At 75.1% G+C, this 20887-nt stretch carries 22 protein-coding genes, 1 tRNA gene and 1 riboswitch; of the genes, 21 read left to right on the plus strand and 2 right to left on the minus strand.

The genetic code is table 11. The annotated features are described in order from the left end of the window. The first annotated feature begins 17 nt into the window (after positions 1-17). The 21 genes from ACYVQV_RS00395 to gcvP all read left to right on the plus strand — a co-directional run bounded on the left by ACYVQV_RS00395 (position 18) and on the right by gcvP (position 19305). Positions 18-962, plus strand: a complete 945-nt coding sequence (locus tag ACYVQV_RS00395) for a site-specific tyrosine recombinase XerD (RefSeq protein WP_461021277.1) — start codon at positions 18-20, stop codon at positions 960-962. Positions 963-1165: 203 nt separating this feature from the next. Then, complete coding sequence (locus ACYVQV_RS00400) at positions 1166-1981, plus strand: ParA family protein (protein WP_461021493.1); 816 nt, start codon at positions 1166-1168, stop codon at positions 1979-1981. Positions 1982-2033: 52 nt separating this feature from the next. Beyond that, positions 2034-2945 carry a segregation and condensation protein A gene (locus tag ACYVQV_RS00405; protein WP_461021278.1) on the plus strand — a complete coding sequence of 304 codons (912 nt, stop codon included), beginning with the start codon at positions 2034-2036 and terminating at the stop codon, positions 2943-2945. Then, on the plus strand, positions 2942-3628 hold the full coding sequence (gene scpB / locus ACYVQV_RS00410; protein WP_461021279.1) for an SMC-Scp complex subunit ScpB: 687 nt from the start codon (positions 2942-2944) through the stop codon (positions 3626-3628). Before ACYVQV_RS00405 ends, scpB begins: the two co-directional genes overlap by 4 nt. Further along, positions 3625-4671, plus strand: a complete 1047-nt coding sequence (locus tag ACYVQV_RS00415) for a pseudouridine synthase (protein WP_461021280.1) — start codon at positions 3625-3627, stop codon at positions 4669-4671. The genes scpB and ACYVQV_RS00415 overlap by 4 nt, the downstream gene beginning before the upstream one ends. A 117-nt stretch (positions 4672-4788) precedes the next feature. Beyond that, entirely contained in the window at positions 4789-5151 is a 363-nt protein-coding gene (gene aroH / locus ACYVQV_RS00420; protein ID WP_461021281.1) for a chorismate mutase, read from the plus strand. Then, positions 5148-6305 (plus strand): prephenate dehydrogenase, encoded by a 1158-nt coding sequence (locus tag ACYVQV_RS00425; RefSeq protein WP_461021282.1) that lies wholly within the window; start codon positions 5148-5150, stop codon positions 6303-6305. Before aroH ends, ACYVQV_RS00425 begins: the two co-directional genes overlap by 4 nt. 159 nt (positions 6306-6464) lie before the next feature. Next, the gene (gene cmk, locus ACYVQV_RS00430; RefSeq protein WP_461021494.1) at positions 6465-7154 is read left to right on the plus strand and encodes a (d)CMP kinase; all 690 of its coding nucleotides are present in this window, start codon (positions 6465-6467) and stop codon (positions 7152-7154) included. Then, the gene (locus ACYVQV_RS00435) at positions 7151-7882 is read left to right on the plus strand and encodes a lysophospholipid acyltransferase family protein (protein ID WP_461021283.1); all 732 of its coding nucleotides are present in this window, start codon (positions 7151-7153) and stop codon (positions 7880-7882) included. Before cmk ends, ACYVQV_RS00435 begins: the two co-directional genes overlap by 4 nt. Then, complete coding sequence (der, locus tag ACYVQV_RS00440; RefSeq protein WP_461021284.1) at positions 7879-9393, plus strand: ribosome biogenesis GTPase Der; 1515 nt, start codon at positions 7879-7881, stop codon at positions 9391-9393. The genes ACYVQV_RS00435 and der overlap by 4 nt, the downstream gene beginning before the upstream one ends. Before the next feature lie 81 nt (positions 9394-9474). Next, positions 9475-9548, plus strand: a tRNA-Pro gene (locus ACYVQV_RS00445). Between the two features lie 202 nt (positions 9549-9750). Continuing rightward, positions 9751-10422, plus strand: a complete 672-nt coding sequence (locus tag ACYVQV_RS00450; RefSeq protein ID WP_461021285.1) for a CDP-alcohol phosphatidyltransferase family protein — start codon at positions 9751-9753, stop codon at positions 10420-10422. A gap of 50 nt (positions 10423-10472) precedes the next feature. Further along, the gene (locus ACYVQV_RS00455) at positions 10473-11387 is read left to right on the plus strand and encodes a DUF881 domain-containing protein (protein ID WP_461021286.1); all 915 of its coding nucleotides are present in this window, start codon (positions 10473-10475) and stop codon (positions 11385-11387) included. Further along, positions 11384-11716, plus strand: coding sequence for a small basic family protein (locus ACYVQV_RS00460; RefSeq protein WP_461021287.1), 333 nt, complete (start codon positions 11384-11386; stop codon positions 11714-11716). The genes ACYVQV_RS00455 and ACYVQV_RS00460 overlap by 4 nt, the downstream gene beginning before the upstream one ends. 391 nt (positions 11717-12107) lie before the next feature. Then, positions 12108-12947 carry a DUF881 domain-containing protein gene (locus tag ACYVQV_RS00465; protein WP_461021288.1) on the plus strand — a complete coding sequence of 280 codons (840 nt, stop codon included), beginning with the start codon at positions 12108-12110 and terminating at the stop codon, positions 12945-12947. A 48-nt stretch (positions 12948-12995) separates the two neighbouring features. Then, positions 12996-13385, plus strand: a complete 390-nt coding sequence (gene gcvH, locus ACYVQV_RS00470) for a glycine cleavage system protein GcvH (RefSeq protein WP_461021289.1) — start codon at positions 12996-12998, stop codon at positions 13383-13385. A gap of 166 nt (positions 13386-13551) precedes the next feature. Then, complete coding sequence (locus ACYVQV_RS00475; protein ID WP_461021495.1) at positions 13552-14034, plus strand: FHA domain-containing protein; 483 nt, start codon at positions 13552-13554, stop codon at positions 14032-14034. Next, positions 14031-14762 (plus strand): transcriptional regulator FtsR, encoded by a 732-nt coding sequence (gene ftsR / locus ACYVQV_RS00480; RefSeq protein WP_461021290.1) that lies wholly within the window; start codon positions 14031-14033, stop codon positions 14760-14762. Before ACYVQV_RS00475 ends, ftsR begins: the two co-directional genes overlap by 4 nt. Positions 14763-14843: 81 nt before the next feature. Then, a complete protein-coding gene (locus tag ACYVQV_RS00485) occupies positions 14844-15353 on the plus strand; it encodes a bifunctional nuclease family protein (RefSeq protein WP_461021291.1) in 510 nt (169 codons plus the stop codon). Between the two features lie 220 nt (positions 15354-15573). Continuing rightward, on the plus strand, positions 15574-16152 hold the full coding sequence (locus ACYVQV_RS00490) for a MerR family transcriptional regulator (protein ID WP_461021292.1): 579 nt from the start codon (positions 15574-15576) through the stop codon (positions 16150-16152). A 71-nt stretch (positions 16153-16223) separates the two neighbouring features. Beyond that, a riboswitch (glycine riboswitch) is annotated at positions 16224-16336 on the plus strand. A gap of 77 nt (positions 16337-16413) precedes the next feature. Then, positions 16414-19305 carry an aminomethyl-transferring glycine dehydrogenase gene (gene gcvP, locus ACYVQV_RS00495; RefSeq protein ID WP_461021293.1) on the plus strand — a complete coding sequence of 964 codons (2892 nt, stop codon included), beginning with the start codon at positions 16414-16416 and terminating at the stop codon, positions 19303-19305. Positions 19306-19353: 48 nt separating this feature from the next. Here gcvP and ACYVQV_RS00500 read toward each other — a convergent pair whose 3' ends face one another. Both ACYVQV_RS00500 and sigK read right to left on the minus strand, forming a co-directional pair. Beyond that, complete coding sequence (locus tag ACYVQV_RS00500) at positions 19354-20130, minus strand: anti-sigma factor (RefSeq protein WP_461021294.1); 777 nt, start codon at positions 20128-20130, stop codon at positions 19354-19356. Continuing rightward, positions 20127-20663, minus strand: a complete 537-nt coding sequence (sigK, locus tag ACYVQV_RS00505) for an ECF RNA polymerase sigma factor SigK (RefSeq protein WP_461021496.1) — start codon at positions 20661-20663, stop codon at positions 20127-20129. The genes ACYVQV_RS00500 and sigK overlap by 4 nt, the downstream gene beginning before the upstream one ends. Between the last annotated feature and the right edge of the window lie 224 nt (positions 20664-20887).

A 20887-nucleotide genomic window follows, 5' to 3' on the forward strand; every position in this document is an offset into this window, starting at 1 on the left:
CGGCCCGCGGGACGGCGATGGAGCGCGCCGTGCGCGGCTACCTCGAGCACGTCGCCGTCGAGCGCGGCCTGTCCGCCAACACCCTCGGCGCCTACCGCCGCGACCTGGGCCGCTACACCGGCTTCCTCGCCGCCCGCGGTGTGGACGACGCAGACGGCGTCCGCGAGCGAGACGTCACCGACTTCCTCGCCGCGCTGACCACCGGCGACGACGGCCGACCCGCCCTGACCGCGTCCTCGGCCGCCCGCACCGTCGTCGCCGTCCGCGGCCTGCACCGGTTCCTCGCCCTGGAGGGCACCACCCGCACCGACCCCGCCCAGCACGTGCGACCCCCCACGACGCCCAAGCGCCTGCCCAAGGCCATCGGCGTCGACGCCGTCACCCGTCTGCTCGAGGCCGCCTCCGTGGGGGACACCCCCGCCGCCCTGCGCGACCGCGCGCTGCTGGAGGTCCTCTACGGCTCCGGCGCCCGCATCAGCGAGGCCGTCGGGCTGGACGTCGACGACGTGCTCGGCGCGCAGCCGGCCGACCCGTCCCTCCAGGACGTGCCCGTGGCGACCGTCCGCCTGCTCGGCAAGGGCGGCAAGGAGCGCCTGGTGCCGCTCGGGTCGTACGCGGTCACCGCCCTGGAGGCCTACCTCGTCCGCGGCCGACCCGCCCTGGCCGCGGCCGGTCGCGGGACCCCCGCCGTCTTCCTCAACACCCGCGGCGGGCGGCTGTCCCGCCAGAGCGCCTGGTCGGTCCTGCGCGCGGCGGCCGAGCGCGCCGGTCTCGGCGCGAACGTCTCACCGCACACGCTGCGGCACTCCTTCGCCACCCACCTGCTCGAGGGCGGGGCCGACGTCCGCGTCGTCCAGGAGCTCCTCGGGCACGCGTCCGTCACGACCACGCAGGTCTACACGCTCGTCACCGCGGACACCCTGCGCGAGGTCTACGCCGCCGCCCACCCCCGCGCCCGTTGACAGGCCCACCCGCGACACGCCGCCAGGGCACCGCCCACCTGCCTTGATGCCCTGTTCGGGCGCACACTAGGGTCGCCTGGACCCAGGTACGGGCCCGACCCCGAGACCCAGCGGCTCGACGACATGGAGACGACGGCGCAGTGAGCATCGAGATCCCCGGCACGGTGCCGGCCGAGGACTCCCTCGGCCCGACCGGTCGCCCGATGCCCGTCTTCGACGTCCCGGCACCGCTGACCGCCCACGGCCCCGCCCGGATCATCGCCATGTGCAACCAGAAGGGCGGGGTGGGCAAGACCACCACGACCATCAACCTCGGCGCGGCGCTCGCCGAGTACGGGCGCCGGGTCCTGCTGGTGGACTTCGACCCCCAGGGCGCCCTGTCCGTCGGCCTGGGCATCAACCCGCACGAGCTCGACCTGACGGTCTACAACCTGCTCATGGACCGCTCGGTGGACGCCCGTTCCGTGGTCCGCAAGACCGACGTCGCCGGTCTCGACCTGCTCCCGGCGAACATCGACCTGTCCGCGGCCGAGGTCCAGCTCGTCGGCGAGGTCGCCCGCGAGATGGTGCTGGGCCGCGCGCTGCGCGAGATCGCCGACGACTACGACGTCGTCCTCATCGACTGCCAGCCCTCGCTGGGCCTGCTCACCGTCAACGCCCTCACGGCCGCCCACGGGGTCGTCATCCCGCTGGAGTGCGAGTTCTTCGCGCTGCGCGGGGTGGCCCTGCTCGTCGAGACCATCGAGAAGGTCCAGGACCGGCTCAACCCGCGCCTGCAGGTCGACGGCATCCTCGCCACCATGTACGACAGCCGCACGCTGCACTCCCGCGAGGTCGTCGCCCGGGTGGTCGAGGCCTTCGGTGACCAGGTCTTCCACACCGTCATCGGTCGCACCGTGAAGTTCCCCGACGCCTCGGTGGCCGCCGAGCCGATCACCACGTACGCCTCCGGCCACGCCGGGGCGGACGCCTACCGCCAGCTGGCCCGCGAGCTCATCGCCCGCGGCGACGCGGCCTGAGCTCGGCGCCCGCTCGTCGCGACGACGACCGCCACGACACCGACGGACCACCATGGACCAGCCCAGCAGCGCCCCGGACGGCGCACCGACCGTGACGGTGGGTGACGGCGCCGCGACCGAGGCGGTGACCGGGCGACGCGGCTCGTTCGAGGTCCACCTGGAGAACTTCAGCGGCCCGTTCGACCTGCTCCTCGGCCTGATCGCCAAGCACAAGCTCGACATCACCGAGGTCGCGCTCGCGGCCGTCACCGACGAGTTCATCGCCCACATCCGCGCGCACGAGGACGACTGGGACCTCGACCAGGCCAGCGAGTTCCTCGTCGTCGCCGCCACCCTGCTCGACCTCAAGGCCGCCCGGCTGCTGCCGACCGGCGAGGTCGAGGACGACGAGGACCTGGCCCTGCTCGAGGCCCGCGACCTGCTGTTCGCGCGGCTGCTGCAGTACCGGGCGTTCAAGCAGGTCGCGACCACGCTGGGCGAGCGGCTGCACGCGGAGTCGCTGCGCTGCGCGCGGTCCGTGCCGCTCGACCCGCACCTGGCCGACCTGCTGCCCGAGCTCGTCCTGGGCATCGGGCCCGAGCAGCTCGCCGCCGTCGCCGCCCGCGCCATGGCCCCGCGCCCCGCGCCGCCGGGCGTCGGGCTCGACCACCTGCACGCCCCGCCGGTGAGCGTGCGGGAGCAGGCGGGTGTGCTGGTGGACCGGCTGCGTCGCCAGCGCAGCGCGACCTTCCGGCACCTGGTCTCCGACGCCGACGGGACCATGGTCGTCGTCGCCCGCTTCCTCGCGGTGCTGGAGCTGTTCCGCGAGGGCGTCATCGGCTTCGACCAGGTGTCGCCGTTGGGGGAGCTGACGATCCGCTGGACCGGCGGGGAGGACGACGAGGTGACCGTGACCGACGAGTTCGACGAGGACGACGCGGGAGCGCAGCTCCCGACGGCCGACGTCGCGCAGGAGCAGACGTGAGCGACCCCGCACCCGAGCCGCAGGCATCCGAGCCGCAGGCACCCGAGCCGCAGGCACCCGAGCCGCAGGCACCCGAGCCGCCCCCGGGCGACGGCGGCGGCCCCGTCGCCGAGGGCCTCGACCTCGACGTCCTCCCCGGAGGAGCCCGCGCCGCCCTGGAGGCCGTGCTGATGGTCGTCGACGAGCCGGTGAGCGAGCTGACCCTGGCCGCGACGCTGGTGCTCCCGCGGGACCGGGTGCGGGCGCTGCTGCGCGACCTCGCCGACGAGTACGCCGCGCAGCAGCGGGGTTTCGAGCTGCGGGAGGTCGCGGGCGGGTGGCGGGTCTTCAGCCGCGCGGAGCTGGCGCCCGTCGTCCAGCGCTTCGTCCTGGACGGGCAGACGGCGCGGTTGACGCAGGCCGCGCTGGAGACGCTGGCGGTCATCGCCTACCGCCAACCCGTCAGCCGAGCGCGGGTGTCCGCCATCCGCGGCGTGAACGTCGACGGCGTGGTGCGGACGCTGACCACGCGCGGCCTCGTCGAGGAGGCCGGGCACGACCCCGAGTCCGGGGCCATCCTGTACCGGACGACGAGCTACTTCCTGGAGAAGATGGGCATGGGTGGCCTGAACGAGCTGCCGCCGCTGGCGCCGTACCTCCCCGAGGTCGAGGCACTGGACGAGCTGACGGAGGGACGCGCGTGAGCGCCGGACGAGGGACGTCGGGCCGCGGTCGAGGCGGCGACGCCGAGCGCGGTCGAGGAGGGGCCGGCCGCTCCGGCGGCAAGGGCGCCGGTCGCGGCGGGGCCGGGGCGGGCAAGCCGGGTGCCGGCGCGTCGGGCTCGGGCAAGCCGGGCACCGGCCGGTCGGGAGCGGGCAGGTCCGGATCGGGACGGGGGGCTGCCGCGCCGCGGGGTGCCGACCCGACGGCGGCGCGCCGGGCCTTCCTGGACCGTGCCGCCTCCAAGCGGGCGAGCACGCGCTCGGCCGCCGGTCGCGGCACGGGCCGTGACGTCCACGAGCCGCAGGGGGTGCGCCTGCAGAAGGTGCTGGCCCAGGCGGGGGTGGCCTCCCGGCGGGCCAGCGAGGAGCTGATCGCCGCGGGCCGGGTCACCGTCGACGGCCAGGTCGTCCGCGAGCTCGGCGTGCGCGTGGACCCCGAGCAGGCGGTGATCCACGTCGACGGCATGCGCCTGCAGCTCGACACCACCCGGGTGTACCTCGCGCTCAACAAGCCCCGTGGCGTGGTCGCGACGATGAGCGACCCGGAGGGCCGGCCGTGCGTGGGTGACCTCGTGGCCGACCGGACCGAGCGGCTCTTCCACGTCGGCCGCCTGGACGCCGAGACCGAGGGCCTGCTGCTGCTGACCAACGACGGTGACCTCGCGCACCGCCTCCAGCACCCCTCCTACGGGGTGGAGAAGACGTACCTGGCGGAGATCCCCGGCCCCGTGCCCCGCGACCTCGGCCGCCGGCTGCGCGCCGGCGTCGACCTCGAGGACGGGCCTGTGGTCGTCGACTCGTTCCGGCTCGTCGACTCCCGTCCCGGCCGCGCCCTCGTGGAGATCGTGCTGCACGAGGGTCGCAACCACGTCGTGCGCCGGCTCCTCGCCGAGGTCGGCCACCCGGTGATGCAGCTCGTCCGCACCCGCATCGGCCCCGTGCACCTCGGGGACCTGCTCCCCGGACGCAACCGCCCCCTGACCCGCGACGAGCTGGGCGCGCTGATGACCGAGGCGGGGATGTAGGCACGCCGCGCCGCCCGGACGCACCGTCCGCACCCGGTCTCAGCGGGTGACCACCGCCGCCGCGTCGCGGACCCCGGCGGATACGGTGCGACCACCCAGCACGACGGGAGGACGACCGTGGCGGTACGGGCCATCAGGGGAGCGATCCAGCTCGACGAGGACGAGCGGGAGCACCTCCTCGCGTCCACGCGCGAGCTCGTCACGGCGGTCATGGACGCCAACGAGCTGACCACCGACGACCTCATCTCCATCGTCTTCACCGTCACGGCCGACCTGCGCAGCGAGTTCCCCGCCCTCGCGGCCCGCGAGCTGGGGATGGGCGACGTCCCGCTGCTGTGCACCGTCGAGATCGACGTGCCCGGGGCGCTGCCACGGGTGGTGCGGCTGATGGCGCACGCCGAGATGGTCCGCCCGCGCGGCGAGGTCCAGCACGTGTACCTGCGGGGGGCCACCGCCCTGCGCAGGGACCTCGCCCAGTGAGCACCCCACCCGCCGGCCCGCACGCAAGGCGGTCCCAGGAGCCCGCGGCGGCGCCGCCGCGCACGCGCGGACCCGTCCACGTCGTCGGGACCGGCCTGCTGGGAGCCAGCGTCGGCCTGGCCCTGCGCGCCCTGGACGTGGACGTCGTCCTGCACGACCCCTCACCGACCGCGGTGGCGATGGCCCGCGACGTCGGCGCCGGCCGCCTCCCCGCCGACGACGAGGCGCCGGCCCGGCTCGTCGTCGTCGCGGTCCCACCGGACGTCACCGCCCGGGTGGTGGGCGAGGCGCTGAACCGGCACCCGCACGCCGTGGTCACCGACGTCGCGAGCGTGAAGGTCCTGCCGTGGGCCGAGCTGGAGACCCACCTCGGCGCCGACGCGCTGGCCCGGTACGTCGGCAGCCACCCGCTCGCGGGCCGCGAGCGGTCCGGTGCGGTCGCCGCCCGCGCCGACCTGTTCGCCGGCCGACCCTGGGTGCTGACGACCCGGCCCGAGCTGGAGGCCGCGACGCTGGGCGCCGTCCGCGACCTCGTCCTGGACCTGGGGGCGACACCGGTGCCGATGAGCGCCCCGGCCCACGACGCGGCGGTCGCCCGCGTCTCCCACGTGCCGCAGGTCGTGTCCAGCCTGGTCGCCGCGCGACTGCGGGACGCGGCCCCGGACGCGGTCGCGCTCGCCGGACAGGGGCTGCGGGACGTGACCCGGATCGCCGCGAGCGACCCGACCCTGTGGGTCCAGATCCTCGGCGCGAACGCGGGGCCCGTGACCGAGGTGCTGCAGGCGCTGCGCGACGACCTCGACGAGGTCGTGACGGCGCTGCGGGCGCTGGACGCCGACCCCGCGGCCCCCGGCGCACGCGCGACCGTCGCCCGGGCGATCCGCGACGGCAACGAGGGGCAGGCCCGCATCCCGGGCAAGCACGGCGCGCCGGCGACCCGGTACGAGGTGGTCACCGTGCTCGTCCCCGACAGCCCGGGGGAGCTGGCGCGGCTGCTCCACGAGGTCGGCCAGGCCGGCGTCAACCTGGAGGACCTCCACCTCGAGCACTCCCCGGGGCAGCCCGTCGGCCTCGCCGAGCTGTCCGTGGTGCCGTCGGCGCGCAGCCACCTGGAGGGTGAGCTGGCGGCGCGAGGGTGGACGCTGGCGGGCTGAGCGCGCCCCGCCGGTCGCGGTGACGGCCGGGCCGCCGCCACGCACTACCCTCGCCGGGTGCGTCCAGACCAGCCCGACAGCCCCCCGCAGCCCGCCGTCCCCGAGGGGAGCCGCCACCCCCTGGTGCCGGAGCCGGTCGCCGGCGGTGACGTGACGCCCCTGGCCGGCGACCCGGTCGTCGTGGCCGTCGACGGGCCGTCCGGTTCGGGCAAGTCGAGCGTCTCCCGGGAGGTCGCCCGCCGCCTCGGCCTGGAGTACCTGGACACCGGGGCCATGTACCGGGCCGTGTGCTGGTGGTGCCTGGAGCGCGGGGTCGACCTGGCGGACCAGGAGGCGGTGGCCGAGGCCGCCCGCACGGTGCCGCTGCGGATGGGGACGGCGCCCACCGACCCGCGCACGGAGGTCGACGGCGAGGACGTGGCGGTCGCCATCCGGACCACCCGGATCTCCACCGCCGTGTCCGCCGTCGCCACCAACCTCGCCGTCCGCGCCGAGCTGCAGCGCCGGCAGCGCGAGATCATCGCGTCGGCCTGCAGGCCGCCCGCACGCGGGTGCGTCGCCGAGGGCCGCGACATCACCACCGTCGTGGCCCCGGACGCCGACGTGCGGGTCCTGCTGACGGCGTCCGAGGACGCCCGGCTCGCCCGCCGCGCCGCCGAGGTGCACGGTGCCGTGGACGACGTCGCCGTCGCCGCGACCCGCGACCAGGTCCTGCGCCGCGACGCCGACGACTCCACCGTGTCCCGCTTCCACGAGGCGGCCGACGGCGTGCACACCGTCGACTCGTCGTCCCTGACGTTCCTGCAGACCGTCGAGGCCGTGCTGGAGCTCGTGCGCGCCAGCCGGTGACCGGACGCGAGCCCGCCGAGGCCGGTGTCGCCCACGCGCGGCGCACGCCGAGCGGCGCGGGTTGGGCCCACGCGGTCTCGCGCCGCGTCGTCCCGGTGGTCTGGTCGACCCGGGTCCTCGACGCGCGCAACGTCCCGCCGGGTGGCCCGGTGCTGCTGGCGGCCAACCACCTGGCGCTGCTCGACGGACCGCTGGTGCAGTCGGCCAGCCCGCGGCCCGTCCACTTCCTCGTCAAGCGCGAGGCCTTCGTCGGGCCGCTCGGGACGCTGCTGCGCGCCGCCGGGCAGGTGCCGGTCGACCGGGCGGGGGACCGCTCGGCGCTGCTGGCCGCGGTGGACGTCCTGCGGGGCGGGGGAGTGGTGGGGGTCTTCCCCGAGGGCACCCGCGGGACCGGCCGTCTGACGAGCCTGCACGCCGGGGTCTCCTGGCTCGCGCTGCAGACGGGCGCAGCCGTCGTCCCGGTCGCCGTCCTGGGGACCCGGCGCCCGGGGGAGCGCTCGGCCGGGCTGCCCCCGCCGCGACGGCGCACCCACGTGGTGTTCGGCGCCCCCGTCGAGCTGGCGGCGGCGCCCGGGGTGCCGAGACGGACCGCGCTGCGCCAGGCCCACGCGGCACTGCACGCGGCGATGCAGGATCATGTCCGCACGGCGGTGCGACGCACCGGCCAGCAGCTGCCTGAGGACTCGGGTGGTCATCCGAACCGATCGGCACGAGGAGCGCACCAGTGACGGAACAGCCGCAGGACCAGGGCGCGACGACCGGGCAGGACGGCGCCCAGCGGCACGACGTCGACCGGGAGCCCGTCGAGCAGGAGTACGTCGACCCGACCCAGGCGCTGCTCGCCGGCCTCGAGGACTACGACCTGACCGAGGACGACGTCGCGCTGATCGAGGGCGAGGACGAGCTCGACGACGGGTCGGCCGCCCCCCTGCCGGTGCTCGCGGTCGTCGGGCGTCCCAACGTGGGCAAGTCGACGCTCGTCAACCGCATCCTCGGCCGGCGCGAGGCGGTGGTCGAGGACGTCCCGGGGGTCACCCGGGACCGGGTCTCCTACCGGGCGAACTGGGCGGGCCGCGACTTCACCCTCGTCGACACCGGTGGCTGGGAGCGCGACGTGCACGGCCTGGACCGCCGCGTCGCCGACCAGGCGGAGATGGCCGTCGAGCTCGCCGACGCCGTGGTCTTCGTCGTGGACAACACCGTCGGCGCCACGGCGACCGACGAGGCCGTCGTCCAGATGCTGCGCCGGTCGGGCAAGCCGGTCGTGCTGGCCGCGAACAAGGTGGACGACGCCCGCGGGGAGGCCGACGCCGCCGCGCTGTGGGCGCTGGGGCTGGGGGAGCCCTACCCGGTGTCGGCGGTGCACGGCCGCGGTTCGGGGGACCTGCTCGACGCGGCCGTCGCGGCCCTGCCGGAGGTGTCGCACGTCGCCGCCGCCCGCCCGGGGGGACCGCGCCGGGTGGCGCTGCTGGGTAAGCCGAACGTCGGCAAGTCCAGCCTGCTCAACAAGCTCGCCGGTACCGACCGGGTCGTCGTCGACGCGGTCGCCGGCACCACCCGCGACCCGGTGGACGAGCTGATCGAGCTCGGCGGCCGGCCGTGGATGTTCGTCGACACGGCGGGCATCCGCCGACGCGTGCACCAGACCAAGGGCGCCGACTTCTACGCGTCCCTGCGCACCCAGTCGGCGCTGGAGAAGGCCGAGGTCGCCGTCGTCCTCGTCGACAGCAGCGAGACGCTCACCGAGCAGGACACCCGGATCATCTCGATGGTCACCGAGGCCGGCCGCGCCCTCGTCATCGCGTACAACAAGTGGGACCTGATGGACGAGGAGCGCCGCCGCTACCTCGAGCGCGAGATCGAGCAGGACCTCGTCCAGGTCCGCTGGGCGCCGCGCGTCAACGTCTCGGCCCGCACCGGTCGGCACGTCGAGAAGCTCGTCCCCGCCCTCGACCTGGCGCTCGACTCGTGGGACACCCGCATCCCCACCGGACGGCTCAACGCCTTCCTCGGCGAGATCGTCGCCGCGCACCCGCACCCGGTGCGCGGCGGCAAGCAGCCGCGCATCCTGTTCGGCACCCAGCCGTCGACGCGACCGCCGCGGTTCGTCGTCTTCGCCTCGGGGTTCCTCGAGGCCGGGTACCGGCGCTTCATCGAACGGCGCCTGCGCGAGACGTTCGGCTTCGAGGGCTCGCCCATCGAGGTCAGCGTCCGGGTGCGCGAGAAGCGCCGTCGCTGAACGGACCCCGCCGGGGCGACCCGGGGGTGCGCACGCACGTCCCGTCGTCTAGTAGTCTTCTGGCTGCCCCGCGAGGGGCGCCGGGACGTGGCGCAGCTTGGTAGCGCACTTGACTGGGGGTCAAGGGGTCGCAGGTTCAAATCCTGTCGTCCCGACGGCGTGAGAGGGCCTCTCACCAGCGGTCACCCGCTGGGGAGAGGCCCTCTCACCTGTCCGGGGCACCGCGGGGTCGGCGACGGGCCCGCCGTCGAGCGGACCGGACGCGCTGACCGCAGACGCGTGCACGGGCCCGACGCCGCCGCGCCGTAGTCTGCTCCACGACGGTGTGCCGGTAAGAGACAGGTGCGGGGAGGCGACGTGGCGGGTGCTGGGGCCGGCGCGCGGGTGCCGGACGCCCGCGACCGCGTGCTGACCGTCCCCAACCTGCTGAGCCTCGCCCGGCTGCTCCTGGTGCCGGTGTTCGCCTGGCTCATCGTCGTCGGCCACGACGGGTGGGCCCTGCTGGTCCTCGCGTTCTCGGGCTTCAGCGACTGGCTGGACGGCTACCTGGCACGCCGGTGGCACCAGGAGTCCCGCGTCGGCCAGCTGCTCGACCCCGCGGCCGACCGGCTGTACATCCTCACCACGCTGCTCGGGCTCGCCTGGCGCGACCTCATCCCCTGGTGGCTGGTGGCCCTCATCGTGGCCCGCGACGTCCTGCTCTCCTTCACCCTGCCGCTGCTGGCACGGCACGGCTACGGGCCGCTGCCGGTGCACTTCCTGGGCAAGGCGGCCACGTTCAACCTGCTCTACGCGTTCCCGCTGATCCTGCTCAGCGACGGCGGAGGCGTCGTCGCCGACGTCGCCCGTCCCCTCGGCTGGGCCTTCGCGTGGTGGGGCACCGCCCTGTACTGGTGGGCCGGTCTGCTGTACCTGCGGCAGGTCCGGGACGTCGTGACCGACGCCGAGGCCGATGTCGAGGCCGCCCCGCCGGCCGCCCCGCCGGCCGCCCGCGACCCCCGGCCGGGGACCGTGGGGGACCGCGGATGACGTCGGCACCAACCCGTCACGGCCCGTCGAGGCCCGCGCGCGACGCCTCCATGACCCTCCTCAAGGAGGTGATGGAGAGACCGCTGGACCCCGGCTACGCCGCCGCCGCACGGCGACGCGCGGAGGGTCCGCCGGACGGCGGACGCCGACGGCTGCCCGTGACCGCGGTCCTCGCCGCAGTCGCCGGTGTCCTGCTCGTCGCCGCCGTCGTCGAGCTGCGCGTCCCGGCGTCGCAGGGCTCCAGGGCGGTCCTCACCGACGAGATCGAGCAGCGCACCGCGGACGTCGACAGGCTCGAGGACGAGGTCGTCGCCCTGCAGGCCGAGATCGACGGCATCGGGGAGCGGGCGCTGGCAGGGTCCGAGGACGCGACCGTGGAGCAGGCCCAGCTGTACGCGCGGGTCACGGGGGCGGCGCCGGTGACCGGACCGGGTGTGCGGGTGGTGCTCGCCGACGCCAGCTCGGGTGCCGTGGACGGCTCCGACCCCCGGCAGGTCGAGCAGAGCGACCAGGGCCGGGTCCGCGACCGTGACCTCCAGGTGGTCGTCAACGGGCTGTGGGAGGCGGGCGCCGAGGCGATCGCGGTGAACGGCCAGCGGCTGACCGCGACGTCGTCGATCCGCGAGGCCGGCGCCGCCGTCCTCGTGAACTTCCGGCCGCTGTCCCCGCCGTACGACATCCAGGCCATCGGCGACCCCCAGGGGCTGCAGGTCCGCTTCGCCTCCTCCCTGGCGGGGCGCTACCTCGCCGGGATCCAGCAGAACTACGGTGTGCGTGCGTCGGTGACCGGGGCCGCAGAGCTCCAGCTGCCCGGTGCCACCGGCGTCAGGCTGCGGTACGCCGTCCCTGCGCCGTCCGGCCAGACGGTCGACGACGGCGCGGTCCCGGCGACGGACCTGCCCACCAGCCAGACCCCCAGCGAGACCATCCCCAGCGAGACCGACGCCCCGGAGGAGAGCCCGTGATCGCCGCGCTCGGACTAGTGGTGGGCGTCGTGCTCGGCCTCGTGCTGCAGCCGACGGTGCCACCGGTGCTCCAGCCCTACCTGCCGATCGCCGTCGTCGCGGCGCTGGACGCCGTCTTCGGCGGGCTGCGTGCCGTCCTCGACGGCATCTTCGACGACCGGGTGTTCGTCGTGTCGTTCCTGTCGAACGTGCTGGTCGCCGGGTTGATCGTGTACCTCGGCGACCAGCTCGGGGTCGGCTCGCAGCTGTCCACGGGGGTGGTCGTCGTCCTCGGCATCCGGATCTTCTCGAACGCGGCGGCCATCCGCCGGCACCTGTTCCGTGCCTGAGGGGCAGCGAGTGACACCGGACCGGGACGCCGCGCGCCCCGCGTCCGCCCAGCAGCCGGAGCAGGGGTCGTCGGGTCCCGAGTCGTCGGGTGCCGAGTCGCCGGGTCCCGAGAAGGTCGACGGGCCCACGCAGCCAGCGGCCACCGAGGCCACGCACCCAGCAGGCACCGAGGCCACCGTTGGGCAGCAGCCGGCGCCCGTCACCGAACCGGTGCCCGAGGCTCCGCCGGAGCCCGCCTCCGACCCCGCGCCGGAACCGGCACCCGAACCAGCAACGGCACCCGAACCAGCACCCGAACCAACACCGGCACCCGAGCCGGAGCCGCCGGCGAGCGAGCCGGCCCCCCCGTCACCTCCGCCCGCAGCGGACCGGCCCGTCGAGCGGACGGCCGTGCAGCCCTCTGCTCCCGTGGCGGCCCCCGCGGACGAGCCGGCCCCTCCGCTGCCCACGCCGGAGCCGGCTTCCCCGCTGCCCACTCCGGAGCCGGACGCCGCGACGGTCCGCCGCAGGCTGGCGTCGGCGCTGACCCCGAAGGTCAACCGGGGGCAGGTGCTCGCCGCGCTGCTGTGCGCCGTCCTCGGCTTCGCGCTGGTCGTGCAGGTCCGCCAGACCCAGGACGACAACCTCGACACCCTGCGGGAGACCGACCTGGTCCGGATCCTCGACGACCTGGGGCAGCGCGGGGAGCGGCTGGAGGCGGAGCTGTCCGAGCTGCGGTCCACCCGGGACCAGCTCCTCAGCAGCAGCGACCAGCAGCAGGTCGCCCAGGAGGCCGCCCAGGAGCGGCTCGACGTGCTGGGCATCCTGGCCGGCACGGCGCCGGCGACCGGCCCGGGCATCGAGCTGACCATCGCCGACCCGCAGGGCCGGGTGGAGGCGGTCAACCTCCTGGACGCGGTGCAGGAGCTGAGGGACGCCGGGGCGGAGGCCATCCAGGTCGGCGACGTCCGCGTCGTGGCCAGCACCGCGTTCACCGACGCGGAGGACGGCGTGCTCGTGGACGGGCGGCTCGTGCGGCCCCCGTACGTGTTCACAGTGATCGGCGACCCCGACACCCTCGCCCCGGCCCTCGGCATCCCCGGCGGCGTGCTGGCGAGCGTCAGCAGCCGCGAGGGGGCCCGGGCCAACGTGCAGGAGCTCGACACCGTCGTGGTCGACGCGTTGCGGCCGGTCTCGGAGCCTCAGTACGCTCGCCCGGCCGAGACGCCGCCCGCCGGGTCGACGCCCTGACGCGCACCCCGGACGGACCCACCACCCGACAGTGAGGACGCTGCCCCCATGGCCGACTTCGAGTTCCCCGCCGACCTGCGGTACACCGCTGAGCACGAGTGGGTGCGCGAGGGCGGGACGGGGACGGTCCGGATCGGGATCACGTCGTACGCGCAGGACGCGCTGGGCGACATCGTCTACGTCCAGCTGCCGGACGTCGGTGCCGAGGTGACCGCGGGGACCACCTGCGGCGAGGTGGAGTCCACCAAGAGCGTCAGCGACGTGTACGCCCCGCTCACCGGCACGGTGACGGCGCGCAACGAGGCCCTCGACGGCAGCCCGGAGCTGATCAACTCCGACCCGTACGGCGAGGGCTGGATGTTCGAGATGTCCGTGCCCGACGCGTCCGCCGTGCAGCAGCTGATGGACGTCGACGCGTACCGGTCGACCGTGCAGTGATCCGGCGGGCTCGCCCCCGGCGTGCGGGGGAACCGGCCCTGGACCGGTCCCGTCTCGACCTCTCGTCGAGGTCTAGGGTGAGATCGGTTGCCGTGTGGGCGTCGCCCGACCGGTGACCGTGGGCCGGCCGCCTGCAGGGCACCTGACGACCAGAGTGGAGAACGTGATGGTGGACAGCGGGGAGTCCCGGACGCCGGGCGAGGGCGCCGACGCGCCCCGTCGCGCGCCCGACACGACGATGACGTTCTCGACGGTGCCGGCCGCCGAGAGCGAGGCGGCGGCCGAGAGCGGCCTGTCGCAGGACGAGTCGGCGGCCGTCGACGCGCTGCCCCTGGGGTCGGCCCTGCTGGTGGTGCAGCGCGGGCCGAACTCCGGCGCCCGCTTCCTGCTCGACTCCGAGCGCACCACCGTCGGCCGGCACCCGGACAGCAACATCTTCCTGGACGACGTGACCGTCTCCCGCAAGCACGCCGAGTTCGTCCGGGACGGGCAGGGCTTCCGGGTCAGGGACGTCGGCAGCCTGAACGGCACGTACGTCAACCGCGACCGGGTGGACGACGTCCCCCTGCGCTCGGGTGACGAGGTGCAGGTGGGCAAGTACCGGATGACCTACCACCCCAGCCCGCGGGCAGGTGGGTCCTCGTCGTGAGCGCGGTGGCGGGCCGCGCGCACGACCGCGCGCGGGCGCAGCTGCGGTCCATCGGGGAGGTCCTCGCCGAGCTCAAGCCGGAGTTCCCCGAGCTGTCGCACTCCAAGCTGCGGTTCCTGGAGGACCGTGGGCTCGTCACGCCGCAGCGCACGCCCTCGGGGTACCGCAAGTTCAGTCCGGCAGACGTCGAGCGGTTGCGGCTGGTACTGGCCCTGCAGCGCGACCACTTCATGCCCCTGAAGGCGATCGCGGAGTACCTGGACGCCCTCGACCGGGGGCTGGAGCCCCCGGACCTGCCCGGGGGACGCCCCCGCGCGCCGCGCGTCGTGCACGACGCCTCGGGCGACGAGCGGCCGCGTGAGCTGCGGCTGCGCCGTCCGGAGCTCGCCGACGCCGCCGGCGTGGACGACGACCTGCTGACCGCGTTGGAGTCCTTCGGGCTGCTCGTCCCGTCCGTGAGCGGCTACTACGGCGCGCACGACGTGGAGATCGCCCGGGCCGCGGGTGAGCTGGCGGCGTTCGGGATCGAGCCGCGGCACCTGCGCGCGTTCCGCACCGCCGCGGACCGCGAGCTCGGGCTCGTCGAGCAGGTCGTCGCCCCGATGCGGCACCACCGGGGCGCCGCCTCCTCGGCGCAGGCGCACGACACGGCCCGCGAGCTGTCGTCCCTGTGCGTGCGCCTGCACGCGGGTCTGGTCCGCGCGGGCCTGGACCGCACCCGCGGCTGACCGCGGGGGCCAGCCCGGCACGCCCGCACGCCCGCTCGGGACGGGGAAGCGCCCGGCTGACGAGCGGGTTACGGTGGGCGCGTGCGAGAGCTCGAGGTGGTCGGAGTCCGGGTCCAGATGCCCGACAACCAGCCGATCGTGCTGCTGCGCGAGCGCGACGGCGACCGCTACCTGCCGATCTGGATCGGCCCCCCGGAGGCCAGTGCGATCGCCTTCGCCCAGCAGGGCGTGGTGCCACCCCGGCCGCTGACGCACGACCTGCTGAAGAACGTGCTCGAGGCGTTCGGCCACGAGCTCGAGCAGGTGCGCATCACCGAGATGCGCGACAACGTCTACTTCGCCGAGCTGGCCTTCGTCGGGGGTGCCGTGGTCGAGTCCCGGACGTCCGACGCGATCGCCCTCGCCCTGCGGGTGGGGTGCCCCATCCTCGGCGCGGACGACGTCCTCGACGAGGGCGGGATCCCGGTGCCGGAGGAGGACGAGGACGAGGTCGAGAAGTTCCGCGAGTTCCTCGACCAGGTGAGCGCCGAGGACTTCGAGCAGCCACCGCCGCCCGGTGAGGCGGGTCCGCAGAGCCGATCGGGTGACTGAAGGGTCCGCCTGCGAACCCCACCTCACCCTCGACCTGAGGTCGAGACCCAGCTGACGGGGCGACACGCCGTCACCTGGGTGACGGGTGTCGTTGACCGGGGCACCGGCCGTCCGTACCGTCGCTGGAAGACGTCCCCGTCGTAGTTCCACCGGTGTAGGTCCCGCTCGGACCGCGCGGGTCCGGACCTGCTTCCCCCGGGGGCCCGAGAAGGAGGCCGTCGTGAGCACCACCGGTGACGCCGAGGACACCGCGCAGCAGGTGCCGGGCCCGGCGCAGGGCCTGTTGTTCAGCGAGGACCTCCCGGTCCTGGACGAGACGGCCGGCTACCGGGGTCCCACGGCGCAGAAGGCGGCCGGGATCACCTACCGGCAGCTGGACTACTGGGCGCGCACGGGCCTGGTCGAGCCGAGCATCCGACCGGCGACCGGGTCGGGGACCCAGCGGCTCTACTCCTTCCGCGACGTGCTCGTCCTGAAGGTCGTCAAGCGGCTGCTCGACACCGGGGTGTCGTTGCAGCAGATCCGCAGCGCCGTCACGCACCTGCGCGAGCGGGGCGTCGAGGACCTCGCCCAGATCACCTTGATGAGCGACGGTGCGAGCGTGTACGAGTGCACGTCGGCCGACGAGGTCATCGACCTCGTCCAGGGCGGCCAGGGCGTGTTCGGCATCGCCGTGGGTCGCGTGTGGCGCGAGGTGGAGGGTTCCCTGGCGGAGCTGCCGAGCGAGCGGCCGGGCGCCGACGGCGTGGCGTCCGCGGACGACGAGCTCGCCGCCCGGCGGGCTCGGCGCACCGGCTGACCGCAGGGGTGCGCCGGGGGTCGGCGCACGGCCGGCCGGCCGCCTCACGGTGCTAGTCTCACCGTGCTGCTCGAGCCCGCGTGGGAGAGCCCCGCACCCGTCGCCGCGACGCCGGCACGGACCCGCGGGCGCCGAAGGGGCAAACTCCCCGGAACCTCTCAGGCGCCAGGACCACGCGGGCGAGGCGACTCTGGAACCACCCGGTGACAGAGGGGGAGGCACGCGACCGCGTCGTCCGACGTCGCCGAAGGAGCCTCCGGCATGGCCACCACCTCGCCCCGTCCGCAGGACGGGTCCGTCCCCGCCGCCACGGCGTTCGTCGACCGCCACGTCGGCCCCCGGGCCGACGAGGTCACCCGGATGCTCGCGGCGGTCGGCTACGACAGCCTGGACGCCCTGGCCGAGGCCGCCGTCCCCGCGTCGATCCGCGACCGCGAGGCCCTGGACCTGCCGCCCGCGATGAGCGAGCCCGAGGCGGTCGCGACCCTGCGCCGGTTCGCCGCCGCGAACACCGTCAACCGGTCGATGATCGGGCTCGGGTACCACGGCACCCACACCCCGGCCGTGGTGCGACGCAACGTGCTGGAGAACCCGTCCTGGTACACGGCGTACACGCCCTACCAGCCGGAGATCAGCCAGGGCCGGCTCGAGGCGCTGCTGAACTTCCAGACGGCGGTCGCCGACCTGACCGGCCTGGCCACCGCCAACGCGTCCATGCTGGACGAGGCCACCGCCGCAGCAGAGGCGATGACGCTGCTGCGGCGTGCCTCGAAGGTCGGTCGGGACGCCGTGTTCGTCGTCGACGCCGACGTCCTGCCGCAGACGCTGGCGGTGGTCCGCACCCGCGCCGAGTCGATGGGCATCCCGCTCGTCGTCCGCGACACCCGCGAGGGCCTGGGTGAGGAGGAGCTGTTCGGGGTGCTGCTGCAGTACCCCGGCGCCAGCGGCGCGGTCGTCGACCACGCCGAGCTGGTGTCGCAGGCCCACGAGCGCGGCGCCCTGGTCGCCGTGGCCGCCGACCTGCTCGCGCTGACCCTGCTGCGCCCGCCGGGGGAGATCGGTGCCGACGTCGCCGTCGGCACCTCCCAGCGCTTCGGCGTCCCGATGGGCTTCGGTGGCCCCCACGCCGGCTACCTCGCGGTGCGCGCCGGGCTGGAGCGGTCGCTGCCCGGCCGGCTCGTGGGCGTCTCCCAGGACGCCGAGGGCCGGCCTGCCTACCGCCTGGCCCTGCAGACCCGTGAGCAGCACATCCGGCGCGAGCGCGCGACGTCGAACATCTGCACCGCGCAGGTCCTGCTCGCCGTCATGGCCTCCATGTACGCCGTCTACCACGGGCCCGAGGGCCTGCGCGCCATCGCCACGGGCGTCCACGACCGTGCGGTCGCGCTGGCCGCCGGGGCGCAGGCCGCGGGTCTGACGCTGGTGCACGACCACTTCTTCGACACCGTGCAGGTGCGGGTCCCCGGTGCGGCCGCAGCCGTCGTGGCCCGCGCCCACGAGGCGGGCTACCTGCTGCGGCAGGTTGACGCGGACACCGTGGGCGTCGCCTGCGACGAGACGACGACCGACCACGACGTCGCGGCGGTCCTCGCCGCCCTCACCGGGCAGGACGTCGGTGAGCTGGCGGCCCCGGGGCACCGGCTGCCCGCGGACCTGGTCCGCCGCAGCGACTTCCTCACCCACCCGGTGTTCCGCACCCACCGCAGCGAGACCTCGATGCTGCGCTACCTCAAGCGCCTCGCCGACCAGGACTACGCGCTGGACCGGGGGATGATCCCGCTCGGCTCGTGCACGATGAAGCTCAACGCCACCACCGAGATGGAGGCGATCACCTGGCCCGAGCTGTCGGACCTGCACCCCTTCGCCCCCGCGCAGGACGTGCTGGGCATCACCGGCCTGGTCGGCCAGCTCGAGGCGTGGCTGGCCGAGGTCACCGGCTACGACGCCGTGTCGGTCCAGCCGAACGCGGGCAGCCAGGGGGAGCTGGCGGGGCTGCTGGCCATCCGGGCCTACCACCGCGCCAACGGCGACGACCAGCGGACGGTCTGCCTCATCCCCACCTCGGCCCACGGGACGAACGCCGCCAGCGCGGTGATGGCCGGTCTGCGCGTCGTCCCGGTCGGGACGGACGACCTGGGCAACGTGGACGTCGACGACCTCAAGGTCAAGATCGAGGCGCACCGCGACCAGCTGGCCGCGATCATGGTCACCTACCCCTCGACCCACGGCGTGTTCGAGGAGTCCGTCACCGACGTGTGCGCGATGGTCCACGACGCCGGCGGCCAGGTGTACGTCGACGGCGCCAACCTCAACGCGCTGCTCGGCCTGGCGCGGCCCGGCCGGTTCGGGGCCGACGTGTCGCACCTCAACCTGCACAAGACGTTCTGCATCCCCCACGGCGGTGGGGGACCGGGCGTCGGGCCGGTCGCCGTGCGCCGGCACCTCGAGCCCTACCTGCCGTCCAGGGACCTGCACCACACCCTCGCCGAGTCCCAGGCGGACCGGCACCCGGTCGGGGCGGTCTCCGCGGCCCCGCACGGGTCGGCGTCGATCCTGCCGATCTCGTGGGCGTACATCGCGATGATGGGCGCCGACGGGCTGACCAGGGCGACCCAGGTCGCGGTCCTGGCGGCCAATTACGTCGCGACCCGACTGCGCGACCACTACCCGGTCCTCTACACGGGCCGCAACGGGCTGGTCGCCCACGAGTGCATCCTGGACCTGCGGCCGCTGACCAAGGCGACGGGCATCACCGTCGACGACGTCGCCAAGCGGCTCATCGACTACGGCTTCCACGCCCCGACGATGTCGTTCCCCGTCGCGGGCACGCTGATGGTCGAGCCGACCGAGAGCGAGGACCTCGCCGAGCTGGACCGGTTCTGCGACGCGATGGTCGCCATCCGGGCGGAGGCCGACCGCGTGGCCGCGGGGGAGTGGCCGGCGGACGACAACCCGCTCGTCAACGCCCCGCACACCGCCCGCTGCCTGACCGGCGACTGGGACCACCCGTACTCGCGCGAGGTCGCGGTCTACCCGGACGGCGTCGACACGGTCGGCAAGTACTGGCCGCCCGTCCGGCGGATCGACGGGGCGTACGGCGACCGGAACCTGATGTGCTCCTGCCCGCCGGTGGAGGACCTCGCCGAGGGGTGAGGGACGCCCCCGTCCGGGACCCATGGGCCCGGACGGGGGACCCGCGCGTCAGACCTGCGCCTGCATCACGGTCTGGCCACGGGGCACGACCGTGTCCGGGTCGGTCTCCACCGTGACGGCGACGTCGTCGCCGGGGCGGAACCCGTCCGCCTCCGCGACGTAGCGGCCACCGCCCGCGGGCGTCAGCGCCACCGAGGGCCGCGGACCGTCCTCGTCGACGAACCACAGCTTGTACACCGTCCCCGACGGCAGGTCCGGCAGGTCGGTGGCGACCAGCAGGAACCGTTGCCCGGCCACCACCATCGTCCCCTGCCCGGCGGTGGAGAACCGGGCCTGCGCCACCGCGTCCGGGCTGGCCATCGGCGCCGGCTCCTGCTCGACGAGGGCCTGAGCCTCCCGTGCGTCCTGCCGGTACCCCCACGCGGCGACGGACGTGGCGATGCAGGCGAGGAGCAGCACCGACGCCGCGAGCGCCAGCCACCGCACCGCCGGGTCGGTGGTGCGGGGGGTCGCCGGCGGGGCGAGCGGGGCCTGCCCGTCGGCGCCGTCGCGGTCGCCGCCGTCGCCGTCGCCGGACAAGCCGACAGCCGGGGGCAGCTGCCGCGTCCGGGACACCTCGGCGAGGACGGCGCGCCGCACGCGCGCCGGTGGGGTCCGGGGCGCTGCGGACCCGAGCCGGGCGGTCGTCTCGCGGAAGGACGCCACCTCCTCCCGGCAGGAGGGGCACGTCCCCAGGTGCGCCTCCACGCGCTCGCGTTCCGGCGCGTTGAGCGCGTCGAGCGCGTAGGCCGCCAGCAGTGACTGGGCGTCGTGGTCGCTGGTCACGCGCTGACTCCCATCTCGTCGCGCAGCCTGATCAGGCCGTCCCGCATCCTCGTCTTGACCGTCCCGAGCGGGACGCCGAGCAGCTCGGCGACCTCCCGGTGGGTGTAGCCGCCGTAGTAGGCCAGTGTGACCGCCTCGCGCTGGAGGTCGGTGAGCGAGGTCAGGGCCCGGCGGACCCGCTCGGCCTCCAACCGGTCCTCGACCGTCTCGGACACCTCGTCGTACTCGCGGCCGTGGTCACGTCGCCCGACCCGCTCCTCGCGCTGGCTGCGACTGGCGGCCGAGCGGACCCGGTCCACCGCCCGGCGGTGGGCGATGGTGAGGACCCACGCGCGCGCCGATCCGCGGTCCGGGTCGTACCTGGCGGCCGTGCGCCACACCTCGACGAGCACCTCCTGGGTGACCTCCTCGGACTGCGCGGCGTCCCGCAGCACCCGCAGGACCGTTCCGTGGACCGCTGCCGCGAGGTGGTCGTACAGGCCGGCGAACGCGTCCTCGTCTCCCCGGGCCGTGCGCCGCAGCAGGACGGCCAGGTCGTCGACGCCGTCGGCAGGGACGGTGCCCCGGGTGTCGTGGGCTCCGGTGTCGTGGGCTCCGGCGGCGGGCCGCTCCGGCGACGCGGGTCGGCGCCGTGGGCGCAGGAAGCTCACGTCCCCCACCCTGTCACCTCCCGGTCGACCCGTCCGCGCGGGCGCTGCGCGTCGGACGGTGTTCGGAGCGGGAGTCCGAGCGGATGGGTCCGGCCGACCGCCGGTTC

The organism is Thalassiella azotivora (genome assembly GCF_054781695.1).

What these genes read in the sequence shown, in the direction of transcription:
- ACYVQV_RS00475 (WP_461021495.1), top strand. Translation starts at nt 13,552, where the DNA reads ATGGTGGACAGCGGGGAGTCCCGGACGCCGGGCGAGGGCGCCGACGCG.
- ACYVQV_RS00400 (WP_461021493.1), top strand. Translation starts at nt 1,166, where the DNA reads ATGCCCGTCTTCGACGTCCCGGCACCGCTGACCGCCCACGGCCCCGCC.
- gcvP (WP_461021293.1), top strand. Translation starts at nt 16,414, where the DNA reads ATGGCCACCACCTCGCCCCGTCCGCAGGACGGGTCCGTCCCCGCCGCC.
- ACYVQV_RS00455 (WP_461021286.1), top strand. Translation starts at nt 10,473, where the DNA reads ATGACCCTCCTCAAGGAGGTGATGGAGAGACCGCTGGACCCCGGCTAC.
- ACYVQV_RS00405 (WP_461021278.1), top strand. Translation starts at nt 2,034, where the DNA reads ATGGACCAGCCCAGCAGCGCCCCGGACGGCGCACCGACCGTGACGGTG.
- gcvH (WP_461021289.1), top strand. Translation starts at nt 12,996, where the DNA reads ATGGCCGACTTCGAGTTCCCCGCCGACCTGCGGTACACCGCTGAGCAC.
- ACYVQV_RS00395 (WP_461021277.1), top strand. Translation starts at nt 18, where the DNA reads ATGGAGCGCGCCGTGCGCGGCTACCTCGAGCACGTCGCCGTCGAGCGC.